Origin of the sequence: Rhizobium leucaenae USDA 9039, from assembly GCF_000426285.1 — a bacterium.
GTDB lineage: Bacteria > Pseudomonadota > Alphaproteobacteria > Rhizobiales > Rhizobiaceae > Rhizobium > Rhizobium leucaenae.
In genome coordinates this window covers 45,227-70,313 of record NZ_AUFB01000023.1, presented here as the reverse complement: position 1 = coordinate 70,313, position 25,087 = coordinate 45,227, and the positions used below count along the sequence as shown (strand labels likewise).

The following is a 25,087-nucleotide window of genomic DNA, read 5'->3' as shown; positions in this document are numbered from 1 at the left end:
ATGGCTTGCGACAAATGGACCCTGGCATGACAGGAAGATTGTTATGAAGGCCAACATCCATCCCGAATACCACACGATCAAGGTGGTCATGACCGACGGCACCGAATACGAAACCCGCTCGACCTGGGGTTCGGAAGGCGCTGTCATGAACCTCGAAATCGACAGCAAGTCTCACCCGGCCTGGACCGGTGGCAACCAGCAGCTCATGGACCGCGGCGGCCGCGTTTCCAAGTTCAACAAGCGCTTCGGCGGCCTCGGCATCTAATCGCTTCGCGATCTGGTGTGTTGAAAAGCCCGGTTTTGCCGGGCTTTTTGCGTTGTCTTGTCAGGCCCATCGCCGCCATTCAGTCTTCTGACTGAACAAAATAAAACCGGCCGTGCAGAACACGACCGGTTTATTCGTCAGCCATAGGGCACTGAAATTCAGTGATTGCCAAAAGCCGTCTGCAGCAGGGTGAGCTGCGCTTTGACGCTGTTCTGGTTGTCCGGAACAATCGAGGCTTCCGTCGGGCGATAGATTTCTCGGTCGAGCAGGGCGACGCGGTTCTGAAGGCGCAGCGAGCGCTCGACGAGGTCGCGGAAGGCTTCCGGAAGGTCGTTCCAGCCGGGGGCGGTGCGGTCGACATTGAAGCCGTCGAGGCGGACCTTGTTCTTTTCAGCGAGCACCTGATCGCGCGACATTTCGCCGTTGTTGACGGCACGCTGCAGCAGCAGCCACGAGGCCATCTGCATGAGGCGGGTGGTCAGCCGCATGGATTCGGCGGCATAGAGCACGGAGGCCATGCGCGGCAGAACCTTGGAGGCCGCCCGACCCTGACCGTCGAGGTAAGCCGCGGTTTCTTCAACCAGCGACATGCCCTCGGAATAGAGCGTCCTGAACTGCGCCGAGGAAGCGGCGTGGCCAGCAAAGCTGATCGTGTTCAAACCAAGTTCCGACATCGAAGTAATCCCTGCTTCACGCAACACTTTTGTTCAGGAAAAGCCGCTTAAGTCCAGAAGAACTCTCGGCGTCCGCTCTTATGACTTCAAGATGGTGGTTTTAACTGAAATTCGCAAGGCGATTCTTAAGAAAGGGTTAATCTCCACAGTTTCGTCAGGCACGTTGCCGCGAGCCGAAAAAGAAGAGCCGCAAAAGCGGCTCTCAAGGTAAAACAGGGAGAAAAATCAGACCAATTCGCCAAGTGGAGGAACTGTCTGAGTCCAGAGCAAATCTGGATGGTCATAGTAATATGTCGTAAAGCTTAATATTCCGTTGAACGTGTCTCGATCTGTACTTTGATCGCACAAATTTTGCGCTGACGGCAGGCTTACGAGCGGAACAGGTTCTCGGCGGCCTTGCGGCCGGATGCCTTGGTGGTGATCTCGGCTTCAAGCCGGACGATCTCCGCCTGCATCAGTGCAACGCGCGCCTTGAGTTCGTCGACGGAGAGCAGCGACAAATCGCTGCCGATTTCGTGGGCGGACGGCTTCTTCGGGCGATCATCATCGAAAATGCTCATCGGTCTCCTCCTTCTTGCTGTCGGTTGGTCACGCCCGGCGGCTCATGTGCCGTAGTTTACCGTCATATCTTCCTTTTTCGAAGCCTCGCTGCGTGCCAACGACATGCTTTCCGGCGTGATCATCTGCACATTCGCCGAAGGCATCGTGGTATAGGCGTCGCGGTCGCTCGCTGGCTTTGCGGCGCGCATACGGCTGCGGAAGATCGCGTAGGTCGTGATCAGCACATGGGCGACAGCGGTGACGAAGAACAGCGCGTAGGGGCCGATCTCCGACATGACGGGGCCGCCGAGCGTCGGGCCGATGATGGTGCCGATACCGTAGAGCAGTAGCAGGCCGCCGGATACCTTGACGAAATCCTCTGGTGCGGCGAAGTCGTTGGCATGGGCGACAGTGATCGGATAGAGAGTATTGGCGACGGCGCCGTAGATGACCACCATGCCGATCAGGAAATAAGGACCTGCGGGTTGCAACAGGAAGAGCAGGAGCCCGTCGATGGCGGCGATGGCGGCCATGCCGGCCAGCACGTAGCGGCGGTCGATGCGGTCGGAAAGGCGGCCGGCCGGAAACTGCATCACGGCGCCGGCAAAGATGGTCGAGCTCATCATCAATGCGATATTGCCGTCCGAGAGGCCGGCATTGGCGCCGAATACGGCGCCGAGCGTGCCATAGGCGCCGTTGGCGATACCGACCAGCAGGATGCCGATGGAGGCGACCGGCGAATTGCGATAGAGCGCCTTCAGATCCAGGCTGACGGCTTTTAGCGGCTGCGGCGAAGCGGCGGTCGAGAGCGTCGTCGGCAGCATGGCGATGCAATAGCAGATGCCGCAGAACATGAAGAGGATCGGCGTGTGGATATCCTCGAAGGGGATCATCATCTGGCCGGCAACGGCGCCGATCAATGTGATGCCGATATAAAGCGAGAAGATCGCGCCACGGCTTTCATTGGTGGCACGCTCGTTGAGCCAGCTTTCGATGATCATCGAGGTACCGGCGGTGCAGAATCCGGTGACCGCGCGCAGCAGCACCCACCAGGTAGCGTCGACGATGATGCCGGTCAGCAGCGCGATGATGGCAATGACGGCGATGAAGCCGGAAAAGGCGCGGACATGACCGATGCGCCGTACCAGTTTCGGCGCCGTCAGGCAGCCGAGCACGAAGCCGGTCGCCCAGGTTGTGCCGAGCAGGCCGAGTGTCGTCGTGGCGTAGCCCTCGGCCGTGCCGCGCACCGGCAGAAGCAGGCTGTGCAGGCCATTACCGGTGAATAGAAAGAGCGTACCGAAAAGCAGGGCAAGAACGGGTAAAATATTTCTTTTCATGTTCCCACTTTCATGCGGCTCCGCTTAAAGAACCGATAAGGCAGGACCAAGCCCTGCCAGTTTTCACTATTGATTGTGCCCCGGATTGCCGTTATCGGCGTGTAGAAACAGTCTGTTGGCGCGGAAAAATGTCCGTCCTATGACGAATAGAGCATGATCGTGAAAACTGCGCAGTGGTTTTCGAAAAGGCCATGCTCACTCTTGCGCAAACGGAGAAAAATACCGTGACAAAAGTGATCGCGGTGCTGCTGTTGCTGGCCATGGCGGTGCAAATCATCAAGCCGCTGGGGTTGCCTGGCCTCAAGCGGCGTGCCGATTTCTGGAAGATCGCCGTGATTGCCTTCGCGGCCTGGACGATCGCTTTGGTCATCAACGAGACATTTTAGCGCATGAGCCCTAAGGTGAGGCTTTGGACGCAGCCTAGAACGTGACTTCGCCGCGCATGGCGCTGACGCAGTCGCCTGAGATGAAGACGTCAGTGATGGAGCCAGCGGATTTCCTGACGTCGAGGTTAATCAGGCTGCGCCGGCCCATTTCCACGCCCTGTTCGATGGTGATCTGCACTTCCGCGTCGGCTTGAGGTGGCAACGAGGTGAGATAGGCGCCGAGGGCGGCGGAGGCGCTGCCGGTTGCCGGATCTTCGAGAACACCATCCAGCGGCGCGAACATGCGGGCACGGATGTGCTCAGGTTTTGCGGCCGAGCGCGTATAGAGGAACAGCGAAAAATCGGTTTTCTCATCCCTATGGTGGGCGGCTGCTTCCGCGAAAACGGCGGCGTTCGGGCGGGCCTTGCCGAGGCTTTCGAGACCATCCACTTCGGCGAAGGCAAAGAGCAGACCGACGGAAGCGAATGTCGGCGCGTGCGTCGTATAGCAGATGGATGCGGGATCGAGCTGAACGCAGCGGGCGATGAGATCGCCGGCGATGGCGCTGCCGACTTGCAAAGCGCCCGGCGCCCGTATCTTCGCGCCGCTGACTTCATTGCCATGGCGCAGGAGTTCCACATCCACCAGCCCTGCTTTTTCTTCGAAGATCAGCCTGTCGCCCAGCGTCTTTTCGAAGATCTCCGTTTGCCGGCCGAGCACGAAAGCCGTGCCTACATTGGGATGGCCGGCAAAGGGGATTTCCTTGGTTGGCGTAAAGATGCGAACGCGCGCCGTATTGTCGGGATTGTCCGGCGGAAGAACGAAGGTCACTTCGGAGTAATTGAACTCCGTCGCGATCTTCTGCATCGCCTCGTCGCTCAAACCGCGCGCATCGGGGATGACGGCGAGCGGGTTGCCGGCAAAGCGTTCGGAGGTGAAGACGTCCACGGTGACATAGGCGACGGTGCTCATAGGTTGCTCCCGCTCGTTTGGAGAAAACAATCAGGATATAGCCGCAGGATATCGACGGCGGAACGCGGGAACTTGTGCGGGTGACAATCTTCGGTGCGGATGGGTATTCCTTCTCCCCGAGGGGAGAAGGGAGGAGGCGGCACGGGAGCCTTGAGCGGGTAAGGCTTCGAGAGGGAGCTGATCTGCTTGCCTCGGGAGGAGAGACGGAATCGCTTCAAGCAAAAAGCCCTGACCGCATCGCGGTCAGGGCTTTCATCCATTCGAAACGCGACCTTAAATCAGGCCGCTTTTTCGCTGTCCTTGGTCCAGCTACCCTTGGCGGCGAGATAGTTCATCTCGGCGCGATGGGCGAAGGCGCGCTGGCCGGCGGCGACGTTTTCCGGCTTGCCGCCCCAGGCCTTCAGCGAGGCGTCCTGCAGGGCGCGGCCGTAGGAGAAGGTGACGTGCCAAGGCAGATCATAGCCGTTGATGGCGGAGAGATGAGCGGTTGCTTCTTCTGGCGACTGTCCGCCGGAGAGGAAGGCGATGCCGGGGACGGCGGAGGGAACGGTTTCCTTCAGAACCCTGACGGTGGCCTCGGCGACCTGTTCCACCGATGCCTTACGCACTTTCTTGCCGTCGATGATCATGCTCGGCTTCAGGATCATCCCTTCGAGCTTGATGCGTGCTTCGGCGAGTTCCTGGAAGACGATCTGCAGCGTCCAGCGGGTAATTTCCTCGCTGCGGGCGAGATCATGCGTGCCAGGTTCGCCGTCCATCAGGACTTCCGGCTCGACGATCGGCACGATCTTCGCCTGCTGGCAGAGGGCAGCGTAACGGGCCAGCGCATGGGCATTGGCCCTGACCGAGCCGTAGGTCGGCAGGGCGTCGGAAACGGCGATCACGCCACGCCATTTGGCGAAGCGGGCGCCGGCATCGTAATATTTCGCCAGACGGTCAGCGAGACCGTCGAGGCCTTCGGTAATGGTTTCGCCGGGGAAGCCGGCCATCGGCTTGGCGCCGGTATCGACCTTGATGCCGGGAATACTGTCGGCGGCGCGGATGAGATCGACGAAAGGCGTGCCGTCGGCAGCCTTCTGGAAGAGGGTTTCCTCATAGAGGATGACGCCGGAGATATACTTCTTCATCGCCTCGTCGGAGCGGAAGAGCATTTCGCGATAGTCGCGCCGGCTCTCTTCGGTGGAGGCGAGAGCGATCGTGTCGAGACGTTTCTTGATCGTGGCGGTGGATTCGTCAGCCGCCAGCAGGCCTTTGCCACCGGCTACCATCTTTACGGCAATGTCTTCAAGTCGTTCGCTCATTTTCGTTCTCCAAGGCGATTTCAGTCAGCGACGGGTCATATAAGTCGGCGATAACAGAAGTGTATATAGAGGGAAATGGGCAGCTAAATTATTGAAACGATTGAAATGATTTCAACCGTTTGAAAGTTTGGACTGTCACTTTAGCATCCTGTGGAAAGCTGCGAAAGTCCGGGTCGCAGCTCTCCTTTTTCGTATGAAATACGGCTGCCTATTTTGCAGTATGGAGAACGGCGACACCCGGCAGGACCTTGCCTTCCATCCATTCGAGGAAAGCGCCGCCTGCGGTCGAGACATAGGTGAAATCATCGGCAACGCCGGCATGGTTCAGTGCGGAGACGGTATCGCCGCCGCCGGCAACCGAGGTCAGCTTGCCGGTCTCGGTGCATTCGGCGGCATATTTGGCGGCCGCCACGGTGGCGGCGTCGAAGGGCGTGATTTCGAAAGCGCCGAGCGGGCCGTTCCAAACCAGCGTCGTTGCGCGTCCGATCCAGGCCTTGATAGCTTCGACCGATTTCGGGCCGACATCGAGGACCATGGCGTCGGTCGGAATGGCGTCGATCGAAACGACCTCATTGTCGGCGCCTGCCTTGAATTCACGAGCGATAACGCCGTCTTCCGGCAGCACGATGGCGCAGCCCGACGTGGCGGCCTCGATCATGATCTGCTTGGCGGTATCGGCGAGGTCATGCTCGCACAGCGACTTGCCGACATTGGTGCCGCGGGCGGCGAGGAAGGTGTTGGCCATGCCGCCGCCGATCACCAGCGCGTCGACCTTCTTCACCAGGTTCATCAGCAGATCGATCTTGGTCGAGACCTTGGCGCCGCCAACGATGGCGACGACCGGGCGGGCCGGGTTGCCGAGGCCTCTTTCCAGCGCTTCCAACTCGGCCTGCATGGTGCGGCCGGCATAGGCTGGGAGGTGATTGGCAAGGCCCTCGGTCGAGGAATGGGCGCGGTGGGCGGCGGAAAAGGCGTCGTTGACGTAGATATCGCCGTTGGCGGCCAGTTTCTCCGTAAAGGCTGCGTCGTTTTTCTCTTCTTCCTTATGGAAGCGGGTGTTTTCGAGCAGCAGAATATCGCCGTTGTTCATCTTGGCAACGGCCTCGGCTGCCGGGGCGCCGACGCAATCGGAGGCGAAGAGAACGGCACGATCGAGCACTTTTTCGACGGCGGGAATGATCAGGGAAAGCGACAGATCCGGCGAGGGGCCATCCTTCGGGCGGCCGAAATGGGCAAGCAGGATGACCTTGGCGCCCTTGTCCGACAATTCCAAAATCGTCGGCGCCACGCGCTCGATACGGGTAGCGTCCGTAACTTTGCCGTCCTTGACCGGGACGTTGAGGTCGACGCGCACGAGCACGCGCTTGCCGGTGATATCGGTGAGATTGTCGAGGGTTTTGAAGGCTGCCATGGGGAGGATCCAATGCTGTTGGTACCGCGAAGTGCGCCGACCATACTACGGATGATGCGAGACGCAAGGCGGTCAGGCGTCGTTTTTGCCGGTATTTGAATCGGTTGAAACCACCTCTTCGGCCTGTTCACGGCGCTTGCGCAGGAAGCCGCGAATACCAGTCAAAATGTCGTGGAGATTGACGAAAATCGGCAGGATCGTCGCTGGTTCCAGCGCTTCCAGCGACATGCCGACCGACTGAATATGGTCGTTTTCGTCGAGGTCGCGGACGATGAGGATAATTTCACCCAGACGGACACGATCTGCATAATCGGCCTTGCCGCCGAGGCGCTGACGCATCAGTTCGGCGATCGTCAGGCCTTTTTCAGAATCGCTTAGAAGCCCTGGGCCATAGGCCGCGTCGAGATCGGCGGCGGGACGCAGCGGCGAAATCGAGAAGGCGCCGAAGAAATCCGTATCATCCGGATCAACCGGCGCACGGCTGGCGAATAGGCGGTCGAGAAGGCGCGAATAGCTGGGCGAAATGAAGAGATAGACGAGATCATGTTCGCGCAGGCGGCCGGCATATTGATAGCGCATCGACTTGCCGTCCCGTACGACGAGCGACGGCATGGCCCAGCGGGGAATGCGCTCGCCGCGCAAAACCGGGCTATCCTTGACGACGCGATAGGAAAGCAGCTCATGATTGACCGTGCCCGGCAGGTCCACCTCGACCTTGTCGACGGCACCCATGCGCGGGGGCACGATGAGGCCGAGCCGACGTGCCATTGGCTTGATCGTCCAGCCCTGAACGAGCAGCGACACCAACACGACGATGAAGGCGACATTGAAATAGGTGTGGCCGCCCTCGAGATTGCCGAGAATCGGCATGATGGCGAGCAGAATGGAGACGGCGCCGCGAAGGCCTACCCAGGCGACGAAACCCGTCTCCCGTTGCGTGTAGTCGAAAGGCAGCAGGCAGAGCCAGACGGCGATCGGCCGGGCGATGAAGATCAGGAACAGCGCCAGCGCCACGGCAGGGATGGCGATCGCCGGAAATTGCGATGGCGTGGCGAGCAGCCCGAGGACGAGGAACATGATGATCTGCGCGAGCCAGGTCATGCCGTCCTGAAAACGCTTGATGCTGGCCGAAGCCGGCATCTTGCGGTTGCCGGCGTAAATGCCGGCCACATAGACGGCGAGAAAGCCGCTGCCGCCGACGGCGCCGGCGAAGGAGAAGACGAGAAGGGCGAGCGCCAGCACGAAGATCGGCGTCAGGCCGCGATCGGTCTCCAGGTGGCTGACGATCAGCACGATCATCATGCCGCCCAGCAGGCCGAGGATGACGCCAAGACCCATCTGCTGGAGGAAGGTGGCGAGCATGGCGAGATTGAGGCCGTGATAGCCTTCGCCGCTTGCCAGCAGTTCGACCAGCGCCAGCGTCAGGAAGATCGCCATCGGATCATTGGTGCCGGATTCGACTTCCAGCGTCGAACGCACCTTGTCGCGAATGTTGATACCGCCGATGCGCAGCAGGAAGAAGACAGCGGCCGCATCGGTCGACGCGACGATCGAGCCGAGGAGCAGGCCTTGCAGCCAGGAAAAGCCAAGAAGCCAGCTCGCGGCGAGCCCGAACAATGCTGCGGTCACGAGAACGCCGGCGGATGCAATGGTCAGGGCCGGCGCGGCCGCCAGTTTGAAGGCCTGGATCGGTGTGCCGTAGCCGGAATCGAAGAGGATAATGGCGAGCGCGAGCGAGCCGAGAATATAGGCGAGATAGTTGTTGCTGAATTCGATGCCGAGCCCGTCCGTGCCGGCCATCAGGCCGATCATCAGAAACAGCAGCAGCAACGGTGCGCCAAAGCGGAAGGCAAGCAGGCTCGAGAACGCCGCCAACAGAATCAGGACCGTGCTCACCAGCACGACGACGTAAAATGCCTCCACTCCTTCTTCCCCTTTCCCGCGCGGACTAACCCCGGATCGTTCGCAATTCCCCCGCCACCTACTATGCAGTCGGACGCTCAAAATTAGTACATGCAAATATTATTCGGAGTAGGCGCTGGATCGATGCCCGCTCCGACGATTGCGACGTCATGATGTGATGCGTCTCACCAGAACGGCGAAACGGCCCCCGGGAATGTCTTGGAAGAAATTCCTGTGAAAAATTTATTTGTAAATCTGGACCATAGCAGGGCAGGGAGAGGGAAGATCTAAGATGTTTTTAGATGATGGAATGATTTACATCAATGTTAGCTGATGGTATGAATTCCATCATGGAAGCTAGTCCAGAAGACAAGGCGTCAACTCCGTGACGGCGCATTCATCGAAATTGTGATCTGGCAAGTGCCCATTTCTCTGCGCGGCAGCCTCCACACGATAAAATACCGTCTAGCGCTGATCGCCGAAGGCACTTGTGTGCTGCGCTACGACAACGAGGCCGGCAAAGGCGATCACAAACACTTGGGCGCCACTGAAGTGTCATACGTCTTCGAGAGTGTCGACAAACTGCTCGCCGATTTCATGCAGGACGTGAAAGGATGGTTCGATGACAACGCTTAAGGTTAAAATAGAGACGTTGGAAGAAACGTTGAGCCGTGCGGCAAAGGCGTGGAAATCCGCAGAGGCCGGACAGGAGGCTGCGGCGGACGAGAGTCTTGCCTTTGCTTCGTGGGATCTGATGCACCGCGTTCTCGCCCCCAAGCGCCTTGAAATCCTGCGGGTCATGACTGGACAAGGGGCCATCAGCATGCGCGAAGTCGCGCGTCGCGTGGACAGAGATTTCAAAGGTGTTCATGCCGACGTTGAGCTTTTGCTGCGCAACGGCGTGATCGACAGAACAGCCGATGGCATCGTCTTTCCTTATGACCGGATACATGTCGAGTTCGACATCGAGGCCGCAGCTTGATCGGCTGTATCAAACATCCACACGCTTGAAATAGATGGGATAGTCGATCACCAGGCCATCGGCATCGACGGGCAGGTCGCAGGGCGAATCTCCGCGGCCGCCGATGATGGTACCACAGGCGCGAATGGCTGCGCCGGTGGCCGTGTCGATGTGAGCGATCGTCAGATGCTCCAGCCCGTCTCCTTCCATGGGACGCCAGCGAACTGTCGTCGGAAGGAGAGGGCGGAAGGCCATGATCAGATCAGCTTGGCAAACGCGACGGCCGTGTCGGCCATGCGGTTCGAGAAGCCCCACTCGTTGTCGTACCAGGTGAGGATGCGCACGAAGGTGCCGTCCATGACCTTGGTCTGGTCGAGTGCGAAGATCGACGAATGGCTGTCATGGTTGAAGTCGCGCGAAACCAGAGGCTCGTCGGTGTAGCCGAGGACACCCTTCAGGGCGCCGTTGGAAGCCGCCTTGATGGCATCGTTGATTTCCTGGACGGTCGTGGCGCGCTTGGCGACGAACTTCAGGTCGACGACCGAAACGTTCGGGGTCGGCACGCGAACCGACGAACCATCGAGCTTGCCCTTCAGTTCCGGCAGCACGAGGCCGACGGCCTTGGCGGCGCCGGTGGAGGTCGGGATCATCGAGAGCGCGGCAGCGCGGGCGCGGTACAGATCCTTGTGCATCTGGTCGAGCGAGGGCTGGTCGTTGGTGTAGGAGTGGATCGTGGTCATGAAGCCATGATCGACGCCAATCAGGTCATGCAGAACCTTGACGACCGGAACCAGGCAGTTCGTCGTGCAGGATGCGTTGGAGATGACCTGATGTTCCTTGGTCAACTGGTCGTGGTTGACGCCGTAGACGACGGTGAGATCGGCGCCGTCGGCAGGAGCCGAGACGATGACGCGCTTGGCGCCTGCCGTCAGATGCAGGGCAGCCTTGTCGCGGGCGGTGAAGATGCCGGTGCATTCCATCGCAATGTCGACGCCGAGGTCACGGTGCGGCAGGGTTGCCGGATCCTTGATGGCGGTGACCTTGATCGGCTTGCCGTTGTTGATGATGATCGAGTCGCCTTCGACCTTCACTTCAGCCGGGAAACGGCCGTGAATCGAATCATAGCGCAGAAGATGGGCGTTGGTCTCGACCGGGCCGAGGTCGTTGATGGCAACGACTTCGATGTCGGTGCGGCCGGATTCGACGATCGCGCGCAGGACGTTACGACCGATGCGGCCGAAACCGTTAATGGCAACTTTTACAGTCATTGTGTTCACTCCCGTTCACTCAGGGTATTGTCTATTGGAATGGAGAGCGCCTTTCGGCACCCTCAGGAAAGCTTTGCCTCGGCGGCGGCGACAACCGCTTCCGGGGTGATGCCGAAATGCTTGTAGACGTCCTTGTAAGGGGCGGAAGCGCCGAAGCTCTTCATGCCGATAAAGGCGCCTTCCGGACCGATGAATGCGTCCCAGCCTTCGCGCACGGCGGCTTCGACGGCGATCTTGACGGGCGAGTTGCCGAGCACTTCCTGTCGATAGGCGTCCGGCTGCTCGAAGAAGAGCTCCGTGCAGGGAACGGAAACGACGCGGGTGGAAATCCCCTTGCCTTCCAGCGCGGTGCGGGCGGCGACGGCGATTTCGACTTCGGAACCCGAAGCGAAGATCGTCACCTTGGCATCGGCACTGCCGGCAAGCGTATAGGCGCCCTGTTCGCAGAGGTTCTTCTCGCTGTATTCGGTACGCGCGGCGAGCAGGTTCTGGCGGGTCAGCGCGAGACCGGACGGACGATTGTGCGTCTTGACCGCGATCTGCCAGCATTCCGCCGTCTCGGTGGCATCGGCCGGGCGGAACAGCAGGAAGTTCGGAATGGCGCGCAGGCCGGCGATCTGTTCGACAGGCTGGTGGGTCGGGCCGTCTTCGCCGACGCCGATGGAGTCATGCGTCAGAACGTGGATGACGCGAATGCCCATCAGCGCAGCGAGACGCAGCGGCGGACGGCAATAGTCCGTGAAGATCAGAAAGCCGCCGGAATAGGGGATCAAGCCACCGTGCAACGCAATGCCATTCATGGCCGCGGCCATGCCGTGTTCGCGAATGCCCCAGTGGACGTAACGGCCGGAGAAATCGGTCGGGGTGATCGACTTCATCTGGCTGGTCTTGGTGTTGTTCGACGGCGTCAGGTCGGCGGAGCCGCCGAGGGTTTCCGGCAGGAAGCCGTTGATGACTTCGAGCGCGTCTTCCGATGCCTTGCGGGTTGCAAGCGTCGGCTTGGTTTCGGCAAGCTTCTTCTTGTAGTCGCTGATGGCGGCATCGAAGCCTGCCGGCAGTTCGCCGGCGAAGCGGCGGTTGAACTCAGCCTTCTTACCGGCCTCGGCGCTCGCGACTCGGCCTTCCCAGGCCGTGCGGATGTCGACCGACCGCTCGCCGGTCGCACGCCATTCGGAGAGAATGTCCTCCGGAATAACGAAAGCTTCATAGGGCCAGTTCAGCGCAACGCGGGTCGCTGCGATCTCCTCGGCGCCGAGCGGCGAGCCGTGAACCTTGTGGGTGCCCTGCTTGTTCGGAGCGCCGAAGCCGATGATCGTCTTGCAGGCGATCAGCGTCGGGCGGTCGGACTGGTGAGCGGCTTCGATGGCGGCGCCGATGGCGGCCTGGTCGTGGCCGTCGACTTCGATCGTGTTCCAGTGAACGGCCTTGAAGCGGGCGACCTGGTCGGTCGAATCCGAAAGCGAGATAGCGCCGTCGATGGTGATCGAGTTGTTGTCCCAGAAGAGGATGAGCTTGTTCAGCTTCAGGTGGCCGGCGAGCGCGATCGCTTCATGGCTGATACCTTCCATCAGGCAGCCGTCGCCGCACATGACATAGGTATGGTGATCCATCAGATCCGCGCCGAATTCCTCACGCAGCTTGCGCTCGGCGATCGCCATGCCGACCGAGTTGGCAATGCCCTGGCCAAGCGGGCCGGTCGTAGTTTCGATACCGGTGGCGTGACCATATTCCGGATGGCCGGCGGTCTTGGACCCGAGCTGACGGAATTGCTTGAGGTCCTCCACGCCCATGTCGGGGTAGCCGGTCAAGTACAGCAGCGAATAGAGCAGCATGGAGCCGTGGCCGGCCGAGAGCACGAAGCGGTCACGGTTCGGCCAATGCGGATGCTTCGGATCGAAACGCAGATATTTGCTAAAGAGAACGGTGGCGACATCCGCCATCCCCATCGGCAAACCGGGGTGACCGGAATTGGCCTTCTCGACAGCATCCATGGCAAGGAAACGGATCGCATTCGCCATCCGGTCGTGTTGTTCGCGAGAGATCATGGTTTTTCCGCAGGGTTCCGGGTTCGGGGGATGGCCACACGCTTGGGAGGCAGGGCCACCGGTGAAAGGCGGCCGAAACGGAGAAGTCCTTACAAACTCCGTTTTCACTACTGCCTCAGGCGGCTGAGACATAGCAGTTAGGGCGAGCAAGTCAATAAATCCACGGGCCGATCAGGGGGTGGTGCGGCAATTTTTCGACATTTGCCTGTCGACTTGTACAAAAGACGACATGGATAAGGCAGAGCCCGCCTAAGTCATAAAGACGACCTTCATCCACAGATTAGGCCCCCTGTCGCATGATGGCCTTTATTGACGTTCAGTTGCCGAGTTGAATATTGTTGGGAAATCAGTCGAGTGGCCGGATATTTTGATTCGGGCCTTGCGCGGGGAATCGAAAGGCATGACACCCTCAGGCAAAACGGTGGATGTGGCGCTCGCTCAGTTGCGCCAGGCGCTTTCGACTTTGGAAGGCGCCGTCGACGTGCGGTTCGAACGTGAACGCGCACAAAGCGATGTCGAAGGCGAGGTTCGCCGGGTGCATGCGGATCGCTCGCGGCTCGCCCAGGAACTCGATCAGGCCGAGTTCCGAGCGAACCGGCTCGAAGAAGTCAATCGCGAAGTGTCGCGCCGGCTGGTGACGGCGATGGAAACCATAAGAGCCGTGCTCGACCGCTGATCCCTCGGGATGCAGCCGTCGCGATCAGCGGCAATGATCGGAAAGTCTGATGGCGCAGGTAACGGTAACGATCGACGGCAAGGCCTATCGCATGGCCTGCGAAGAAGGGCAGGAAGAGCATCTGACGGATCTCGCCACCCGCTTCGACCGCTACGTCATGCATCTGAAGAGCCAGTTCGGCGAGATCGGCGATCTGCGGGTGACCGTCATGGCCGGCATCATGATCATGGACGAGGTGGCGGAATTGACGCGCCGTGTCTCGGCGCTGGAAGCCGAACTCGAAAGCCTGCGCAGCAATCGTGACACCGTGCTTGCGGCCAATGCCCGCAGCGAAGAGACGCTGGCGACAGTCATCGACGAAGTAACGACGCGCATTCGCGGCATCACCGAAAAACTGACGGTTCGTCCGAGTGCGGAGCCGAACTGAGGCTTTCTTTTATTTATAGGGATTGCGTCGCGGCACCCTCTGGTACAAGGGGAGAATTCTCTTTATATAAGATGTGCGGTCTGCGCTTCCCGACAGGAACCACAATCCCTGGGGCCATACTCGATCCAAAGGGAGCTGTCCCTGACCAGGCCCGTGGGCCTGGACACACGGTGCCCACCTACGTTTGTAGGCACCCAGGATCGTAAACATCCATCGGTCGTCGTGGATCGCTCTTTCTTTCCCAACCTTGAAATGAAAGGCAGCGCCGCGGGATTCTCCTTGCCCCGCTGACGCCGCTCCTCCTCCCCTTAACGTTTCGCGCCGAGATAGGCGCCGCGCTCGAATTCAGAGCGGTTGGCTGCGCTGCGCAGGCGCAGCAAATCCTTGCGGGCGATGAGGCCGACAAGAACGCCGGTCCGCTCGTCGACGACGGGAACGCGGCCGGTATCGGCATGGATCATGATATCGGCGACGCGGCCAACCGTGTCTTCGGGATGAGCGACCGGAATGGACGTATCCGAGATCAGATCATAAAGTGTCTGACCGGCAAGATCGGATTGGCTCTGCCATCTGAGGGCATCGGCGCGCGAGATCATGCCGACCAGACGCCCGTCGGTCTCGACGACGGGATAAAAGCGATGGGCGTCCGGTTGCTCCGTTAACTGCGTCAAAGCCTCTGCCGCCGGCATCGCGGCGGGAAGCGTATTCACCTTCGCAATCATGATATCGGCAGCGCGGGTCAATTCGAACGGATCGATGCCGTATTCGCGGGTAATGTGCTGGCCGCGGCGCGCGATCTTTTCCGTCAGGATCGAGCGCTTCAACAACAACACGGTGACCGCGTAAGCTGCGACGGTGGCGGTAAGCAGCGGCACGAGCGCATGCATGTCGCCCGTCAGTTCGATGGCGAAGAAGGTACCGGTCAGCGGCGCGCGCATCGTACCGCCCATCATCGCGGCCATGCCGAGCAGCGCCCAGAAGCCGGGATCTCCGGGCAGAATGAGGCCGATAAGCCAACCGAGCGTGCCGCCGAGGATGAGCAGCGGTGCAAGCACGCCGCCCGACGTTCCCGACGACAAAGCGACCAGCCATATACCGGACTTGACCAAGAGAATGGCCAGCACCGCGATGGCAACGACGTGGTCGTTCAGCAGATCGGAGATGATGTCATAGCCGACGCCGAGTGCGCGCGGTTCGATCAACCCGCCGAGACCGACAATGAGGCCGCCGAGCGCGGGCCACCACATCCAATGAATGGGGAGTTTTTCGAAGGCGTCCTCGATGCGGTAGAGCAGCGTCGTCAAAAGGCCGGATTGCAGGCCGGCCAAGATGCCGACACCGGCGGCGAGCAGGATGCCCCACCAGCTTAGCTGCATGTCGAAATGGGCCGGGAAGAGCGGACCGCTGCCGATCAGCAGTGGCCGCCAGGCGATGGAGACGCAGGACGCGATCACGACCGGAATGAAGCTGCGCGGCTTCCATTCGAACAGCAGCAGTTCGACGGCCAGCATGACGGCGGCGATGGGTGAGCCGAAGATCGCGGTCATGCCGGCGGCGGCACCTGCGACCAGCAGCGTCTTGCGCTCGGCGGCGCTCAGGTGAAAGAACTGTGCGAAGAGCGAACCGATGGCGCCGCCGGTCATGATGATCGGCCCTTCCGCACCGAACGGACCGCCGGTGCCGATCGAGATGGCGGAAGAGAGCGGCTTCAGGACCGCCACTTTCGGCGACATGCGGCTGCCGCCGATCAGGATCGCCTCGATCGCTTCCGGAATGCCGTGGCCGCGGATCTTTTCAGAACCGTAGCGTGCCATGAGTCCGATGACGATCCCGCCGATGACGGGCGCGGCCACCATCCAGGGGGAGCGGGCGACGGTGCCGAGCGACAGCGGTTCGACGCTGATCTTGAACAGCCAGACGACGTTGGTGACGAGCGCAATGAGATTGATCAGCACCCAGGCCGACAGGGCGCCACCTGTGCCGACGACCAGCGCCATGGCCGCAAGCACCAGGACACGCTTGTCCGTGGTAAAATCTCCATTGTCTTTACGCGAAGCGCCACCCGAGAAATCATGGGCGGGCCGATGATGTACGTTGATATCCTGCATGGAATGCTTTCTGTGCTAAAGCGCGGCGGCAGATGGCCGGAACTGCCATGGCAATTATATCGTAATGCGATATAAAGCAACGGCTGAAAATAGAATGAATTTATAAGGAAGATTGGAAGTGGCGCGGGAATTGAAAGAAACGCTATCGCAGGCGGATTACGAGGCTTTGGCGATACTGCGCTATACGCTCCGGAAATTCATGGATTTCAGCACCTCGGCTGCCCATCAGGAGGGGCTGCCGCCGCAGCAACATCAGGCTTTGCTGGCAATCAAGGGCAATCCACAGGGTGAGACAATGACCATCGGCATGCTGGCGGAACGGCTGCTGATCGCGCCGCATACGGCAACTGAATTGGTTGGCAGGCTGATCGATGCCGACTATGTCACCCGCCATCCCGATCCTGCCGACAAACGCCGGCAAACGCTGCAGCTCACGAAAAAATCGGAGGACATCCTGCACCGGCTAACTGCCATCCACCTTCGCGAGATCCGCGACAGAGCTCCCGAACTGATCAATATTCTGACGCATCTGCAGGCTGACGTCGGCGGCAAATAAAGGCCATTGCCGGTGATGACCGGCAATGGCGCGCTCCGGGTTATTGGCCGAGCCGGATGCCGCCATCGCAGATCAGCGTGTGGCCGCTGGTGAAACCGTTGCCGATCAGGAAGGCGATGGCTTCGGCGATCTCTTGCGGGCGGCCGACACGTCCGACCGGCGTGCGCGCAGCGAAGCTCGCAAAGACCGGCGCCCTCTGTTCTTCGCCGAGGAAATCCCACCAGGGCGTTTCAACGACGCCCGGCGAGACGCAGTTCACCCGGATCGGCTTGAGTTCGACGGCAAGAACTGGCGCAAGGGCAGCGATTGCGGCATTGACGGCTGCGAGTCCTGCCGTTCCCGGCAAGGCCGCCTGTGCCGAGACGGCGGAAACGAAGGTGATGCTGCCTTCTTTCGAGAGATAGGGAAGACACGCCTGGGCGCAGGCAAAATGCGCCATCGTCTTCTGCTCGAACCCTTTTTTGACATCGGCAAGATCGACGGAAGCGAAGGGGCCGCCGCCATCGCCGCCGCCCAATGCCAGAACGAGGTGATCGAGCGGCCCGATCGTCTCGAAGATTTTGGCAAGACAGGTGAGGTCGGCGGCGTCCATGGCGATCATGGCGATGTCGCCGGCGAGGCTTTCCGCCGTCTCCCGAAGCTTTGCCGCATCGCGACCGGTGATCGTCACCCGATACCCTTTTTCGAGAAGATGGGCGGCGGTCGCAAGGCCGATACCGGATGAGCCGCCAATGATGACAGCGTGTTGGGATGACATGGTTTGTCTCCTTGTTGGACGAGTAATGGCAGAAATGTTTGGTCCGTTCAGGCAAGACCGGTAAGGTCGTGACTGAGGACGCGCAGCCTATGACGCGCGGCCGCGTCATAGGCTTGGGCATTGGCGCGGGAAGGGCGCTGCCCGTCGTAATAGAGGCCGGTCCGTCCTTCGAGACCGGCGCCCACGGCCAGGTTGAGAATGGCGTCGGCGCCCTGGTCGACTGTGCTCATCGGAGCAACGCCTGCCTGGCGCACCATGGTCGTGTCCATGTAGGTCGCAGGGTGCAGGCAGTTGGCGGTAACGCCCGTATCAGCCAGTTCCTCGGCGAGATCGAATGTGAAGATGATCTGCGCCAGCTTGCTTTGGCAATAGGCGCGCACGCCGCTATAGCCGCGCGTCAGCATGACATCGGAGAAATCGATCGGCTGCTGGCCGGCTGAGGAAACGTTGACGATGCGCGCGGGGCTGCTCGCCTTCAATAGCGGCAGCAGGCACCGTGTCAGCAGGAAGCCGGCAAGATAGTTCACGGCAAAGCGCAGTTCATACCCGTCGCGGCTGACCTGGCGCCCCGCGTCGCCGCTGCTGGTGCCGATGCCGGCATTGTTGATCAGAATGTCGAGGCGATCATGGTCGTGCTTGATCGCGTCGACCAAGGCACGGACCTTATCCAGCGATGAAAGATCGGCAGGGTAAAAGGCGGCTTTTCCGCCCGCACTGCGAATGCCGGAAAGCAGGCTTTCGGCGCGCGCCTTGTCGCGTCCATGCACCAGGACCATGGCGCCCGACGCAGCGAGCCTTTCGGCAACCCGGCGGCCGACACCGTCGGTCGAGCCGGTGATCAGGATCGTCTTGTCGCTCATGTCCATCGCATCACCTCTATTTTGTCTCCGCAGTGATATTTGGCAGTTTGCGAAAGCGACAAACAGTTCCGGTTTTATCCTAGTATTCATCCTGCTATGATAAGCGATGACCATCAATCAAAACCAAACCATTCTCGAAGCCAGGCGCCGTGAGTTCGGCGCTTTCCTGCGGTCCCGCCGCGAGAAACTGACGCCGGCAAGCGTCGGTCTACCGGTCGGATTTCGCCGGCGGACGCCGGGGTTGCGGCGCGAGGAGGTGGCACTTCTCGCCGGTGTCGGAGCCACCTGGTACACTTGGCTTGAGCAGGGACGGGATGTGCGTGCCTCCGCTGAAGTGCTGTCGGCGCTTGCGGATGCGTTGCGGCTGGACCCAGCGGAACGACGGCATCTCTTCACCCTGAGCGATCGGCCGCCAGCGGAAATTCCCTCGCGCGGGCCGGGGGAAGTGCCGCAATCGCTGCGACGGATGCTTGCAAGCCTGACCGCCCAACCTGCCTATGTCCTCGGCCGGCGCTGGGATGTGCTCGCCTGGAATGCCGCGGCGGTGGCGCTTTTCGGCGATTACAGCGCGTTGCAGGGCGATGCGCGCAATAGCGTCCATCGGGTGTTCACCGATCCCGCGCACCGCGAACTTTTGGTCGATTGGGAGATGGTGGCGGCGAATTCGCTCGCCATGTTCCGCGCCGACAGCGCCCGCTATGCCGGCGATCCTGACTTCGAGCGGCTGATCGGCACATTGACGCAGGCAAGCCCGGAATTTCGCGCCTGGTGGCCGAAGCAGGAGGTGCTGCGGCCGCTTACAGGCTACAAGCGCTTGCGCCATGCCCAAGGCGGGCTGATGACGTTCGAATATACGGCTCTTGCCGTCATCGATCGGCCGGATATGAAGCTGGTCGTCTATACGCCCGTGGATGAGGACGGCACCGGCGAAAAGCTCAAAACACTCCTCAGCCAGAACGCGAAAAGCTGAACGCGCGGCGTATGTCAGCGCATGCGGACGGTTATAATGCTAGCCGTCGAGATCGCTCTTCAACCGATCGAGGATCGATAAAGCGTGGCCCGCATAGGCGCTGATCCAGCGGTCGTGAATCTGCTTTATCGGCAGGCTGTTGAGATGATTCCAGCGCTCCCGGCCTTCCTTCTTGGCGATCACCAGGTCGGCCTCCTCCAGCACCTTCAGATGCTGCATCACCGTGCAGCGGTCCATATCCGCAAAGCTCTCGCAGAGCATGCCGGTCGTCCTCGGGGCCTCCTTGAGCATGTCGAGGATTTCGCGCCGACGCCGGTGCGCCAGGGCTTTGAAAATGAGATCGCTGTCCGATTCGCTTGACATGTTATGTTTTTATAACATAATGCCTCTAATCGCAATGGAAATGCAGCACAACGGAGGAAAAACCATGACGTTGAATGTTCGTATTTCGGGACGCATAGGCCGCAAGGTGGATGAGGTCTTCGATGCAGTCGTCAATCCGCAGAAGCTCTCGAGCTATTTCACCACCGTCGGCGGCGCCAGCGCGCCGCTCGTGGCTGGAACGACCGTGATCTGGTGGAAGAACGCACCGGTCGAGGTCAACGAGGTGGAAACCGATCGGCGCATCATCTTTCATTGGGATGGCGGCACCGGCGAAGACGGCGTGCGCTACAGGACGAAAGTCGAGATGACGTTCGAACCGCTGGATGACGGCGGTACCCTCGTGACGATCGAGGAATCCGGCTGGCGTGAGGATGCAGCCGGCCGGCGCGGCACCTATCTGAATTGCGAGGGTTGGACGCAGATGCTCTGCTGCATGAAAGCTTTCGTCGAATATGGCATCAATCTGCGCGAGGGATTTTTCCTGAGCGAAATGCGCGGCGAGCCAGCGGAAGCGCCGGATCGGTGAGGCAGCAGGCAGCACTGATGCGCTGCTCGCCGTCTCAATCACGCATGCTTCCCGGCGGTGCGTTGCCGCCGAGAAGATCAGTGCCAGCGCTTTCCCCAGTGCTAAGCATGCAAACTCTGCGTCAGCCTGCGTGCCATGGACAGTTGTCGGGACGACCGCGCCGGTCGCTCTTCCAGCCGAATAACATACATAACCGACCACCAAGCCGATGAATATCGCCAAAGGTCGGAGCGGGTCGACAAGCTCGAGTTGCGGTCTGGAACGCAAGGCGCGCTGGGTTTGCAAGATACGATGGTCAAAAAGATGCATCGGCAGGTGTGACTAGCGGGAATTTCCTGATAGAGAGCTGCGTTGATTGCAGGTCACACTGTTCACTTTTCTGTGTGGATAAGCTCAAAATCCGGGTGAATGACAAATTCCTTTAAATAATAACAGATTCATTGCTGGCGGAACGGGTCCTGCGCCAAAATTGCCCAAATTCAGAATGATGGGAGCGCTCGAGAACAAGAGCCCGTCGTAAGAAGTGCAGGCGGTAACACAGAGATGCAGATTACCGTTATTGCACATCCGAGCAAACGGGACCGGCGAAAGCCAATTCAAACAGGTAGAGCATGTCGACCCCAATCGATCTGGAAAAAGCCGATGAGGAACTGGAAACGCGCGGTGGCATAAGCGGATTCTTGAACCGCAATCGCACGCTGATCGTCGCTATCCTCACCGTTGCCGTCTTCGGTATCGCCGCCTATGCGATCTTCGATCTGACGAACGAAGTGCGCTATGACGATGTGGTGCATGCGCTGGCGACGACGAAAGTCTCGTCCATCCTGCTTGCCCTGTTCTTCACGGGTCTCAGCTTCTTCTCGCTGATCTTCTACGATCAGAACGCGCTGGAATATATCGGCAAGCGGCTGCCGTTCCCGCATGTGGCGCTGACCTCCTTCAGCGCCTATGCCGTCGGCAATACCGCCGGCTTCGGCGCCCTGAGTGCCGGTGCGATCCGCTATCGCGCCTATACCCGGCTCGGTCTGTCTCCGGACGACATTACCCGCGTTATCGCCTTCGTGACGCTCGCCTTTGGCCTTGGGCTTGCCGCAGTCGGCGCCATCGCGCTGCTGATTATCGCCGATGAGATCGGCCCGCTGATCAACGTCGACGGCCTGTGGCTGCGTATGATCGCCGGTGCGATTATCGCGGCCCTTGCCTTCGTTATCATCGTGGGCCGCAATGGCCGCGAGGTGCGGATCGGACCGATCGCAATCCGCCTGCCGGATTCGCTAACCTGGTCCCGGCAATTCCTGGTGACGGCGGTCGACATCGCCGCCTCGGCCTCCGTACTCTACGTCTTACTGCCGGACTCGGCCATTGGTTGGCCGGGCTTCTTCGCAATCTACGCCATCGCCGTCGGTCTCGGTGTGCTGAGCCACGTTCCGGCCGGTTTCGGCGTTTTCGAGACGATCATCATCGCGTGGCTCGGCAGCTCCGTGAACGCCGACGCTGTTCTCGGTTCGCTGGTTCTCTACCGCGTCATCTACAATGTCATCCCGCTGGCGATCGCCATCCTTGCGGTTTCGGCAGCGGAACTGCGTCGTTTCGTCGACCACCCGGCCGCCTCCAGCATGCGGCGTATCGGTGGCCGTCTGATGCCGCAGTTGCTGTCGACCTTCGCGCTCCTGCTCGGCATGATGCTGGTGTTTTCGAGCGTGACGCCGACGCCGGACAGGAACCTCGAATTTCTGTCCAGCTTTCTGCCGCTGTCGCTCGTCGAAAGCGCGCATTTTGTTTCAAGCCTTCTCGGCCTGGCGATGATCGTTGCCGCCCGCGGCCTCGGCCAACGTCTCGACGGCGCCTGGTGGGTTTCGATCATCTCCGCGGTTCTTGCGCTGCTATTCTCCCTGTTGAAGGCCATTGCGGTGGTCGAGGCCGCGCTTCTCGCCTTCCTTGTTTTCGGCCTCGTTGTCAGCCGCCGCCTGTTCACGCGCCCGGCTTCGCTGCTCAATCAAGCCCTGACAGGGGGATGGCTGACGGCAATTGCGGTTATCTGCATCGGCGCGGTCGTCATCCTGTTTTTCGTCTATCGCGACGTCGAATACAGCAACCAACTCTGGTGGCAGTTCGAATTTACCGAAGAAGCGCCGCGCGGGCTTCGCGCCGTGCTTGGCATCTCTATCGTCTCGTCGGCGATCGCGATCTTCAGCCTGCTGCGGCCGGCTGCGGCGCGCCTGGAGCCGGTTTCCGATCATGCCGTCGAACGTGCCGTTGAAATCGTGCGCAAGCAAGGCGTTGCCGACGCCAATCTCGTGCGCATGGGCGACAAGAGCATCATGTTCTCCGAAAAGGGTGACGCCTTCATCATGTATGGTAAGCAGGGTCGTTCCTGGATCGCGCTGTTCGATCCGATCGGGCCTCGGCATGCCCTGCCGGAACTCGTCTGGCGCTTCGTCGAAACCGCCCGTTCGGCTGGCTGCCGTTCGGTCTTCTATCAGATATCGCCGATGCTTTTGTCCTTTTGCGCCGATGCCGGTTTGCGTGCTTTCAAGCTTGGCGAGCTGGCCGTGGTCAATCTCCAGAATTTCGAGCTGAAGGGCGGTAAATGGGCCAATCTGCGCCAGACGGCGAGCCGCGCCGTGCGGGACGGACTAGAATTTGCCGTTATCGAGCCGCAGCATGTGCCCGATGTCATGGATCAGCTTGCTGAAGTTTCGGAATCATGGCTTGCCGATCACAACGCCAAGGAAAAGGGTTTTTCGCTCGGCGCCTTCGATCCCGACTACGTCGCGTCGCAACCGATTGGCGTGTTGAAAAAGGATGGTAAAATCGTTGCTTTCGCCAACATCCTGATGACGGAAACCAAGGAGGAGGGCTCCGTCGATCTGATGCGCTTTTCGCCCGATGCGCCGAAGGGGTCGATGGATTTTCTGTTCGTGCAGATCCTTGAATATCTGAAGGAGCAGGGCTTCCAGCGCTTCAACCTTGGCATGGCACCCCTGTCGGGAATGTCGAGACGGGAATCGGCGCCGGTCTGGGACAGGGTCGGCGGAACGGTCTTCGAGCACGGCGAGCGCTACTATAATTTCAAAGGGCTGCGTGCCTTCAAATCCAAATTTCATCCCGAATGGCAGCCACGTTACCTGGCCGTTTCGGGAGGTGTCAGTCCAATGATCGCGTTGATGGATGCCACATTCCTCATCGGGGGCGGACTTAAGGGGGTCGTGAGGAAATGATCTTGAAATACGCAATGTCATTGGCTTTCGCATTCTTGTTGACAACGGGCCTGTTGGCATCGGGCGCGGCGAGAGCGGATGAGGACGGCGCCAAATACGATCTCGGCATGATCTCTCCGCCGCATATTATGCGTCCCCAGGGCAAGGTGACGAGCGAGGTCGTTCTGATCTCTGACGCTGCCGGCTGGGGCGATAAGGAAAAGGGCGTCGCCGACAAGCTCGTCGCCAATGGTACCCTGGTCATCGGCATCGATTACCCGTCCTTTCTGGCATCGCTCAACAAGTATGACGTCAGCCAGAATGACGGTTGCATCTACATGGTCTCCGATCTGGAGTCGCTGAGCCAGCAGGTGCAGCGCTCCTTTGCCGACAGCACCTATGAATTGCCTGTCATCGCCGGTGTCGGCGCCGGCGGTGCCATGGCGATGACCATCGCCGCGCAGACCCCTGACGCCACCGTGGCCGGTACGCTCGCCGTCGATCCGACCTTCGGCATCGCGTTGAAGCAGGAACTTTGCACGCCGGCCGAAAAGAAGACCGATGGCGACATCGTGTCCTTTGGCCTGCAGGACGGTGCGCTGCCGAACCCGATCCTTGCGACCTTCACCTCGAAGGCTGCCAAGGACGGGCGCAATCATGTCGAGGAGATCCAGAAGGAGCATCCGGATGTCCAGGTCACCGATTCCGATCAGGATGATGCCTATGCGGCGCTGAGCGACGGGCTCGTGGATCTGATGAAGACCATCGACAGCGAAAAGTCGCCGCTCGGTCTGCCGGTCGATGTCATGAATACCAAGCCGACGGAAGACACGCTGGCGATCGTCTATTCCGGCGACGGCGGCTGGCGCGATATCGATAAAGAGGTCGGCAGCTATCTGCAGGACCAGGGAATCCCGGTCGTCGGTGTCGATTCGCTGCACTACTTCTGGTCGGAACGCGATCCGCAGCAGACCGCCGACGATCTTGCCCGCATGATTCAATATTACACCAAGCGCTTCAAGGTGAAGCATGTGGTGCTGATCGGCTATTCCTTCGGCGCCGACGTGCTGCCGGCGAGCTACAACCGGCTGAAGCAACCGGACAAGGACAAGATCGTGCAGATGTCGCTGCTATCGCTGTCGCGCAAGGTCGACTATGTGATCTCGGTCATGGGTTGGCTCGGCGCCGAGAGCGAAGGTAAGGGCGGCGATCCCCTCAGCGACCTGAAGTCGATCAATCCGAAGACGGTTCAATGCATCTATGGCAAGGACGACGACGAGGATGTCGCCTGCCCTTCGCTGAAGGGCACGGGCGCCGAAGTCATCGCCATGGACGGTGGCCATCATTTCGACGACGACTATGAGGCGTTGGCCAATCATATCATTGACGGCCTGAAGAGCCGGCTCGGCGAATAATATAGCGGCATGCGCGGCGGTTTGCTCCGTCGCGCATCCTACCGCGACGATGGATATGCCAGAGCTCGGTGAGCCAGCTTTTCCCCGCCTGCCATCCAGCATTCATTTGCTTCTTGCCGCCGCTATCGGTAGTCGGAGCAAAGATATCGTGAGTGAGCCCTGGCTC

General features: G+C 60.2%; 25 protein-coding genes and 1 other RNA gene. 12 read left to right on the top strand and 14 right to left on the bottom strand.

Going from position 1 to position 25,087, the window contains the following annotated elements; translation table 11 throughout:
- Positions 1–43 precede the first annotated feature (43 nt).
- Positions 44–265 carry a 50S ribosomal protein L31 gene (gene rpmE, locus K290_RS0126215; RefSeq protein ID WP_028754606.1) on the top strand — a complete coding sequence of 74 codons (222 nt, stop codon included), beginning with the start codon at positions 44–46 and terminating at the stop codon, positions 263–265.
- A 158-nt stretch (positions 266–423) separates the two neighbouring features.
- Here the strand turns inward: rpmE and rcdA are convergent, their stop codons facing one another.
- The 3 genes from rcdA to K290_RS0126200 all read right to left on the bottom strand — a co-directional run bounded on the left by rcdA (position 424) and on the right by K290_RS0126200 (position 2,816).
- Positions 424–939 carry a protease adaptor protein RcdA gene (rcdA, locus tag K290_RS0126210; RefSeq protein ID WP_028754605.1) on the bottom strand — a complete coding sequence of 172 codons (516 nt, stop codon included), beginning with the start codon at positions 937–939 and terminating at the stop codon, positions 424–426.
- A 368-nt stretch (positions 940–1,307) separates the two neighbouring features.
- Positions 1,308–1,499 carry a DUF1192 domain-containing protein gene (locus K290_RS0126205; RefSeq protein WP_028754604.1) on the bottom strand — a complete coding sequence of 64 codons (192 nt, stop codon included), beginning with the start codon at positions 1,497–1,499 and terminating at the stop codon, positions 1,308–1,310.
- Positions 1,500–1,541: 42 nt separating this feature from the next.
- A complete protein-coding gene (locus K290_RS0126200) occupies positions 1,542–2,816 on the bottom strand; it encodes an MFS transporter (protein ID WP_028754603.1) in 1,275 nt (424 codons plus the stop codon).
- 191 nt (positions 2,817–3,007) lie between these two features.
- Here K290_RS0126200 and K290_RS38065 point away from each other — a divergent pair, with 191 nt between their 5' ends.
- Positions 3,008–3,202: a hypothetical protein gene (locus K290_RS38065; protein WP_154668671.1), complete on the top strand. Its 195-nt coding sequence runs from the start codon at positions 3,008–3,010 to the stop codon at positions 3,200–3,202.
- Between the two features lie 34 nt (positions 3,203–3,236).
- On the opposite strand, the gene K290_RS0126190 is transcribed toward K290_RS38065, so the two are convergent.
- The 4 genes from K290_RS0126190 to K290_RS0126175 form a co-directional block, all read right to left on the bottom strand.
- Complete coding sequence (locus K290_RS0126190; RefSeq protein ID WP_028754602.1) at positions 3,237–4,154, bottom strand: PhzF family phenazine biosynthesis protein; 918 nt, start codon at positions 4,152–4,154, stop codon at positions 3,237–3,239.
- Between the two features lie 278 nt (positions 4,155–4,432).
- Positions 4,433–5,455, bottom strand: coding sequence for a class I fructose-bisphosphate aldolase (locus K290_RS0126185; RefSeq protein WP_028754601.1), 1,023 nt, complete (start codon positions 5,453–5,455; stop codon positions 4,433–4,435).
- A 208-nt stretch (positions 5,456–5,663) separates the two neighbouring features.
- The gene (locus tag K290_RS0126180) at positions 5,664–6,866 is read right to left on the bottom strand and encodes a phosphoglycerate kinase (protein WP_028754600.1); all 1,203 of its coding nucleotides are present in this window, start codon (positions 6,864–6,866) and stop codon (positions 5,664–5,666) included.
- Positions 6,867–6,938: 72 nt separating this feature from the next.
- On the bottom strand, positions 6,939–8,789 hold the full coding sequence (locus tag K290_RS0126175) for a potassium/proton antiporter (protein WP_028754599.1): 1,851 nt from the start codon (positions 8,787–8,789) through the stop codon (positions 6,939–6,941).
- 387 nt (positions 8,790–9,176) lie between these two features.
- On the opposite strand from K290_RS0126175, the gene K290_RS0126170 reads away from it, so the two are divergent.
- Complete coding sequence (locus K290_RS0126170; RefSeq protein WP_483414342.1) at positions 9,177–9,404, top strand: toxin-antitoxin system TumE family protein; 228 nt, start codon at positions 9,177–9,179, stop codon at positions 9,402–9,404.
- Complete coding sequence (locus K290_RS0126165; protein WP_028754597.1) at positions 9,391–9,750, top strand: HVO_A0114 family putative DNA-binding protein; 360 nt, start codon at positions 9,391–9,393, stop codon at positions 9,748–9,750. The genes K290_RS0126170 and K290_RS0126165 overlap by 14 nt, the downstream gene beginning before the upstream one ends.
- Positions 9,751–9,759: 9 nt before the next feature.
- Here the strand turns inward: K290_RS0126165 and K290_RS0126160 are convergent, their stop codons facing one another.
- The 3 genes from K290_RS0126160 to tkt form a co-directional block, all read right to left on the bottom strand.
- On the bottom strand, positions 9,760–9,984 hold the full coding sequence (locus K290_RS0126160) for a hypothetical protein (RefSeq protein WP_028754596.1): 225 nt from the start codon (positions 9,982–9,984) through the stop codon (positions 9,760–9,762).
- Positions 9,985–9,986: 2 nt separating this feature from the next.
- Entirely contained in the window at positions 9,987–10,997 is a 1,011-nt protein-coding gene (gap, locus tag K290_RS0126155; RefSeq protein ID WP_028754595.1) for a type I glyceraldehyde-3-phosphate dehydrogenase, read from the bottom strand.
- A 62-nt stretch (positions 10,998–11,059) separates the two neighbouring features.
- Complete coding sequence (tkt, locus tag K290_RS0126150) at positions 11,060–13,042, bottom strand: transketolase (RefSeq protein ID WP_028754594.1); 1,983 nt, start codon at positions 13,040–13,042, stop codon at positions 11,060–11,062.
- A gap of 400 nt (positions 13,043–13,442) precedes the next feature.
- Between tkt and K290_RS0126145 the strand changes: the two genes are divergently transcribed.
- The 3 genes from K290_RS0126145 to ssrS all read left to right on the top strand — a co-directional run bounded on the left by K290_RS0126145 (position 13,443) and on the right by ssrS (position 14,378).
- On the top strand, positions 13,443–13,718 hold the full coding sequence (locus tag K290_RS0126145) for a DUF4164 domain-containing protein (RefSeq protein WP_028754593.1): 276 nt from the start codon (positions 13,443–13,445) through the stop codon (positions 13,716–13,718).
- Between the two features lie 49 nt (positions 13,719–13,767).
- Complete coding sequence (locus K290_RS0126140) at positions 13,768–14,145, top strand: cell division protein ZapA (RefSeq protein ID WP_028754592.1); 378 nt, start codon at positions 13,768–13,770, stop codon at positions 14,143–14,145.
- Positions 14,146–14,219: 74 nt separating this feature from the next.
- A non-coding RNA gene (gene ssrS, locus K290_RS36510) (6S RNA) lies at positions 14,220–14,378 on the top strand.
- Between the two features lie 75 nt (positions 14,379–14,453).
- On the opposite strand, the gene K290_RS0126135 is transcribed toward ssrS, so the two are convergent.
- A complete protein-coding gene (locus K290_RS0126135) occupies positions 14,454–16,253 on the bottom strand; it encodes a chloride channel protein (RefSeq protein WP_028754591.1) in 1,800 nt (599 codons plus the stop codon).
- Between the two features lie 199 nt (positions 16,254–16,452).
- Between K290_RS0126135 and K290_RS0126130 the strand changes: the two genes are divergently transcribed.
- Positions 16,453–16,809, top strand: coding sequence for a MarR family winged helix-turn-helix transcriptional regulator (locus K290_RS0126130; RefSeq protein WP_246432477.1), 357 nt, complete (start codon positions 16,453–16,455; stop codon positions 16,807–16,809).
- A 40-nt stretch (positions 16,810–16,849) separates the two neighbouring features.
- Here K290_RS0126130 and K290_RS0126125 read toward each other — a convergent pair whose 3' ends face one another.
- Both K290_RS0126125 and K290_RS0126120 read right to left on the bottom strand, forming a co-directional pair.
- Positions 16,850–17,566 (bottom strand): SDR family oxidoreductase, encoded by a 717-nt coding sequence (locus K290_RS0126125; RefSeq protein WP_028754589.1) that lies wholly within the window; start codon positions 17,564–17,566, stop codon positions 16,850–16,852.
- A 47-nt stretch (positions 17,567–17,613) separates the two neighbouring features.
- Entirely contained in the window at positions 17,614–18,432 is an 819-nt protein-coding gene (locus K290_RS0126120; RefSeq protein ID WP_028754588.1) for an SDR family NAD(P)-dependent oxidoreductase, read from the bottom strand.
- A gap of 100 nt (positions 18,433–18,532) precedes the next feature.
- On the opposite strand from K290_RS0126120, the gene K290_RS0126115 reads away from it, so the two are divergent.
- On the top strand, positions 18,533–19,396 hold the full coding sequence (locus K290_RS0126115; RefSeq protein WP_028754587.1) for a helix-turn-helix transcriptional regulator: 864 nt from the start codon (positions 18,533–18,535) through the stop codon (positions 19,394–19,396).
- A 39-nt stretch (positions 19,397–19,435) separates the two neighbouring features.
- Here K290_RS0126115 and K290_RS0126110 read toward each other — a convergent pair whose 3' ends face one another.
- Positions 19,436–19,759 carry an ArsR/SmtB family transcription factor gene (locus K290_RS0126110; protein WP_028754586.1) on the bottom strand — a complete coding sequence of 108 codons (324 nt, stop codon included), beginning with the start codon at positions 19,757–19,759 and terminating at the stop codon, positions 19,436–19,438.
- Positions 19,760–19,823: 64 nt separating this feature from the next.
- On the opposite strand from K290_RS0126110, the gene K290_RS0126105 reads away from it, so the two are divergent.
- The 3 genes from K290_RS0126105 to K290_RS0126095 all read left to right on the top strand — a co-directional run bounded on the left by K290_RS0126105 (position 19,824) and on the right by K290_RS0126095 (position 24,921).
- Entirely contained in the window at positions 19,824–20,306 is a 483-nt protein-coding gene (locus K290_RS0126105; protein ID WP_028754585.1) for an SRPBCC domain-containing protein, read from the top strand.
- Positions 20,307–20,917: 611 nt separating this feature from the next.
- Positions 20,918–23,527 (top strand): bifunctional lysylphosphatidylglycerol flippase/synthetase MprF, encoded by a 2,610-nt coding sequence (mprF, locus tag K290_RS0126100; RefSeq protein ID WP_028754584.1) that lies wholly within the window; start codon positions 20,918–20,920, stop codon positions 23,525–23,527.
- Positions 23,524–24,921 carry a virulence factor gene (locus K290_RS0126095; RefSeq protein ID WP_028754583.1) on the top strand — a complete coding sequence of 466 codons (1,398 nt, stop codon included), beginning with the start codon at positions 23,524–23,526 and terminating at the stop codon, positions 24,919–24,921. Before mprF ends, K290_RS0126095 begins: the two co-directional genes overlap by 4 nt.
- Positions 24,922–25,087: the final 166 nt, after the last annotated feature.

Coding starts and splice junctions, on each gene's coding strand:
- K290_RS0126200 (WP_028754603.1), bottom strand. CDS start 2,816: ATGAAAAGAAATATTTTACCCGTTCTTGCCCTGCTTTTCGGTACGCTC.
- K290_RS0126140 (WP_028754592.1), top strand. CDS start 13,768: ATGGCGCAGGTAACGGTAACGATCGACGGCAAGGCCTATCGCATGGCC.
- K290_RS0126180 (WP_028754600.1), bottom strand. CDS start 6,866: ATGGCAGCCTTCAAAACCCTCGACAATCTCACCGATATCACCGGCAAG.
- K290_RS0126185 (WP_028754601.1), bottom strand. CDS start 5,455: ATGAGCGAACGACTTGAAGACATTGCCGTAAAGATGGTAGCCGGTGGC.
- K290_RS0126130 (WP_246432477.1), top strand. CDS start 16,453: ATGGATTTCAGCACCTCGGCTGCCCATCAGGAGGGGCTGCCGCCGCAG.
- rcdA (WP_028754605.1), bottom strand. CDS start 939: ATGTCGGAACTTGGTTTGAACACGATCAGCTTTGCTGGCCACGCCGCT.
- K290_RS0126160 (WP_028754596.1), bottom strand. CDS start 9,984: ATGGCCTTCCGCCCTCTCCTTCCGACGACAGTTCGCTGGCGTCCCATG.
- K290_RS0126165 (WP_028754597.1), top strand. CDS start 9,391: ATGACAACGCTTAAGGTTAAAATAGAGACGTTGGAAGAAACGTTGAGC.
- tkt (WP_028754594.1), bottom strand. CDS start 13,042: ATGATCTCTCGCGAACAACACGACCGGATGGCGAATGCGATCCGTTTC.
- K290_RS0126190 (WP_028754602.1), bottom strand. CDS start 4,154: ATGAGCACCGTCGCCTATGTCACCGTGGACGTCTTCACCTCCGAACGC.
- mprF (WP_028754584.1), top strand. CDS start 20,918: ATGTCGACCCCAATCGATCTGGAAAAAGCCGATGAGGAACTGGAAACG.
- K290_RS0126095 (WP_028754583.1), top strand. CDS start 23,524: ATGATCTTGAAATACGCAATGTCATTGGCTTTCGCATTCTTGTTGACA.
- rpmE (WP_028754606.1), top strand. CDS start 44: ATGAAGGCCAACATCCATCCCGAATACCACACGATCAAGGTGGTCATG.
- K290_RS0126125 (WP_028754589.1), bottom strand. CDS start 17,566: ATGTCATCCCAACACGCTGTCATCATTGGCGGCTCATCCGGTATCGGC.
- gap (WP_028754595.1), bottom strand. CDS start 10,997: ATGACTGTAAAAGTTGCCATTAACGGTTTCGGCCGCATCGGTCGTAAC.
- K290_RS0126135 (WP_028754591.1), bottom strand. CDS start 16,253: ATGCAGGATATCAACGTACATCATCGGCCCGCCCATGATTTCTCGGGT.
- K290_RS0126115 (WP_028754587.1), top strand. CDS start 18,533: ATGACCATCAATCAAAACCAAACCATTCTCGAAGCCAGGCGCCGTGAG.
- K290_RS0126110 (WP_028754586.1), bottom strand. CDS start 19,759: ATGTCAAGCGAATCGGACAGCGATCTCATTTTCAAAGCCCTGGCGCAC.
- K290_RS0126205 (WP_028754604.1), bottom strand. CDS start 1,499: ATGAGCATTTTCGATGATGATCGCCCGAAGAAGCCGTCCGCCCACGAA.
- K290_RS0126105 (WP_028754585.1), top strand. CDS start 19,824: ATGACGTTGAATGTTCGTATTTCGGGACGCATAGGCCGCAAGGTGGAT.
- K290_RS0126145 (WP_028754593.1), top strand. CDS start 13,443: ATGACACCCTCAGGCAAAACGGTGGATGTGGCGCTCGCTCAGTTGCGC.
- K290_RS38065 (WP_154668671.1), top strand. CDS start 3,008: ATGCTCACTCTTGCGCAAACGGAGAAAAATACCGTGACAAAAGTGATC.
- K290_RS0126120 (WP_028754588.1), bottom strand. CDS start 18,432: ATGGACATGAGCGACAAGACGATCCTGATCACCGGCTCGACCGACGGT.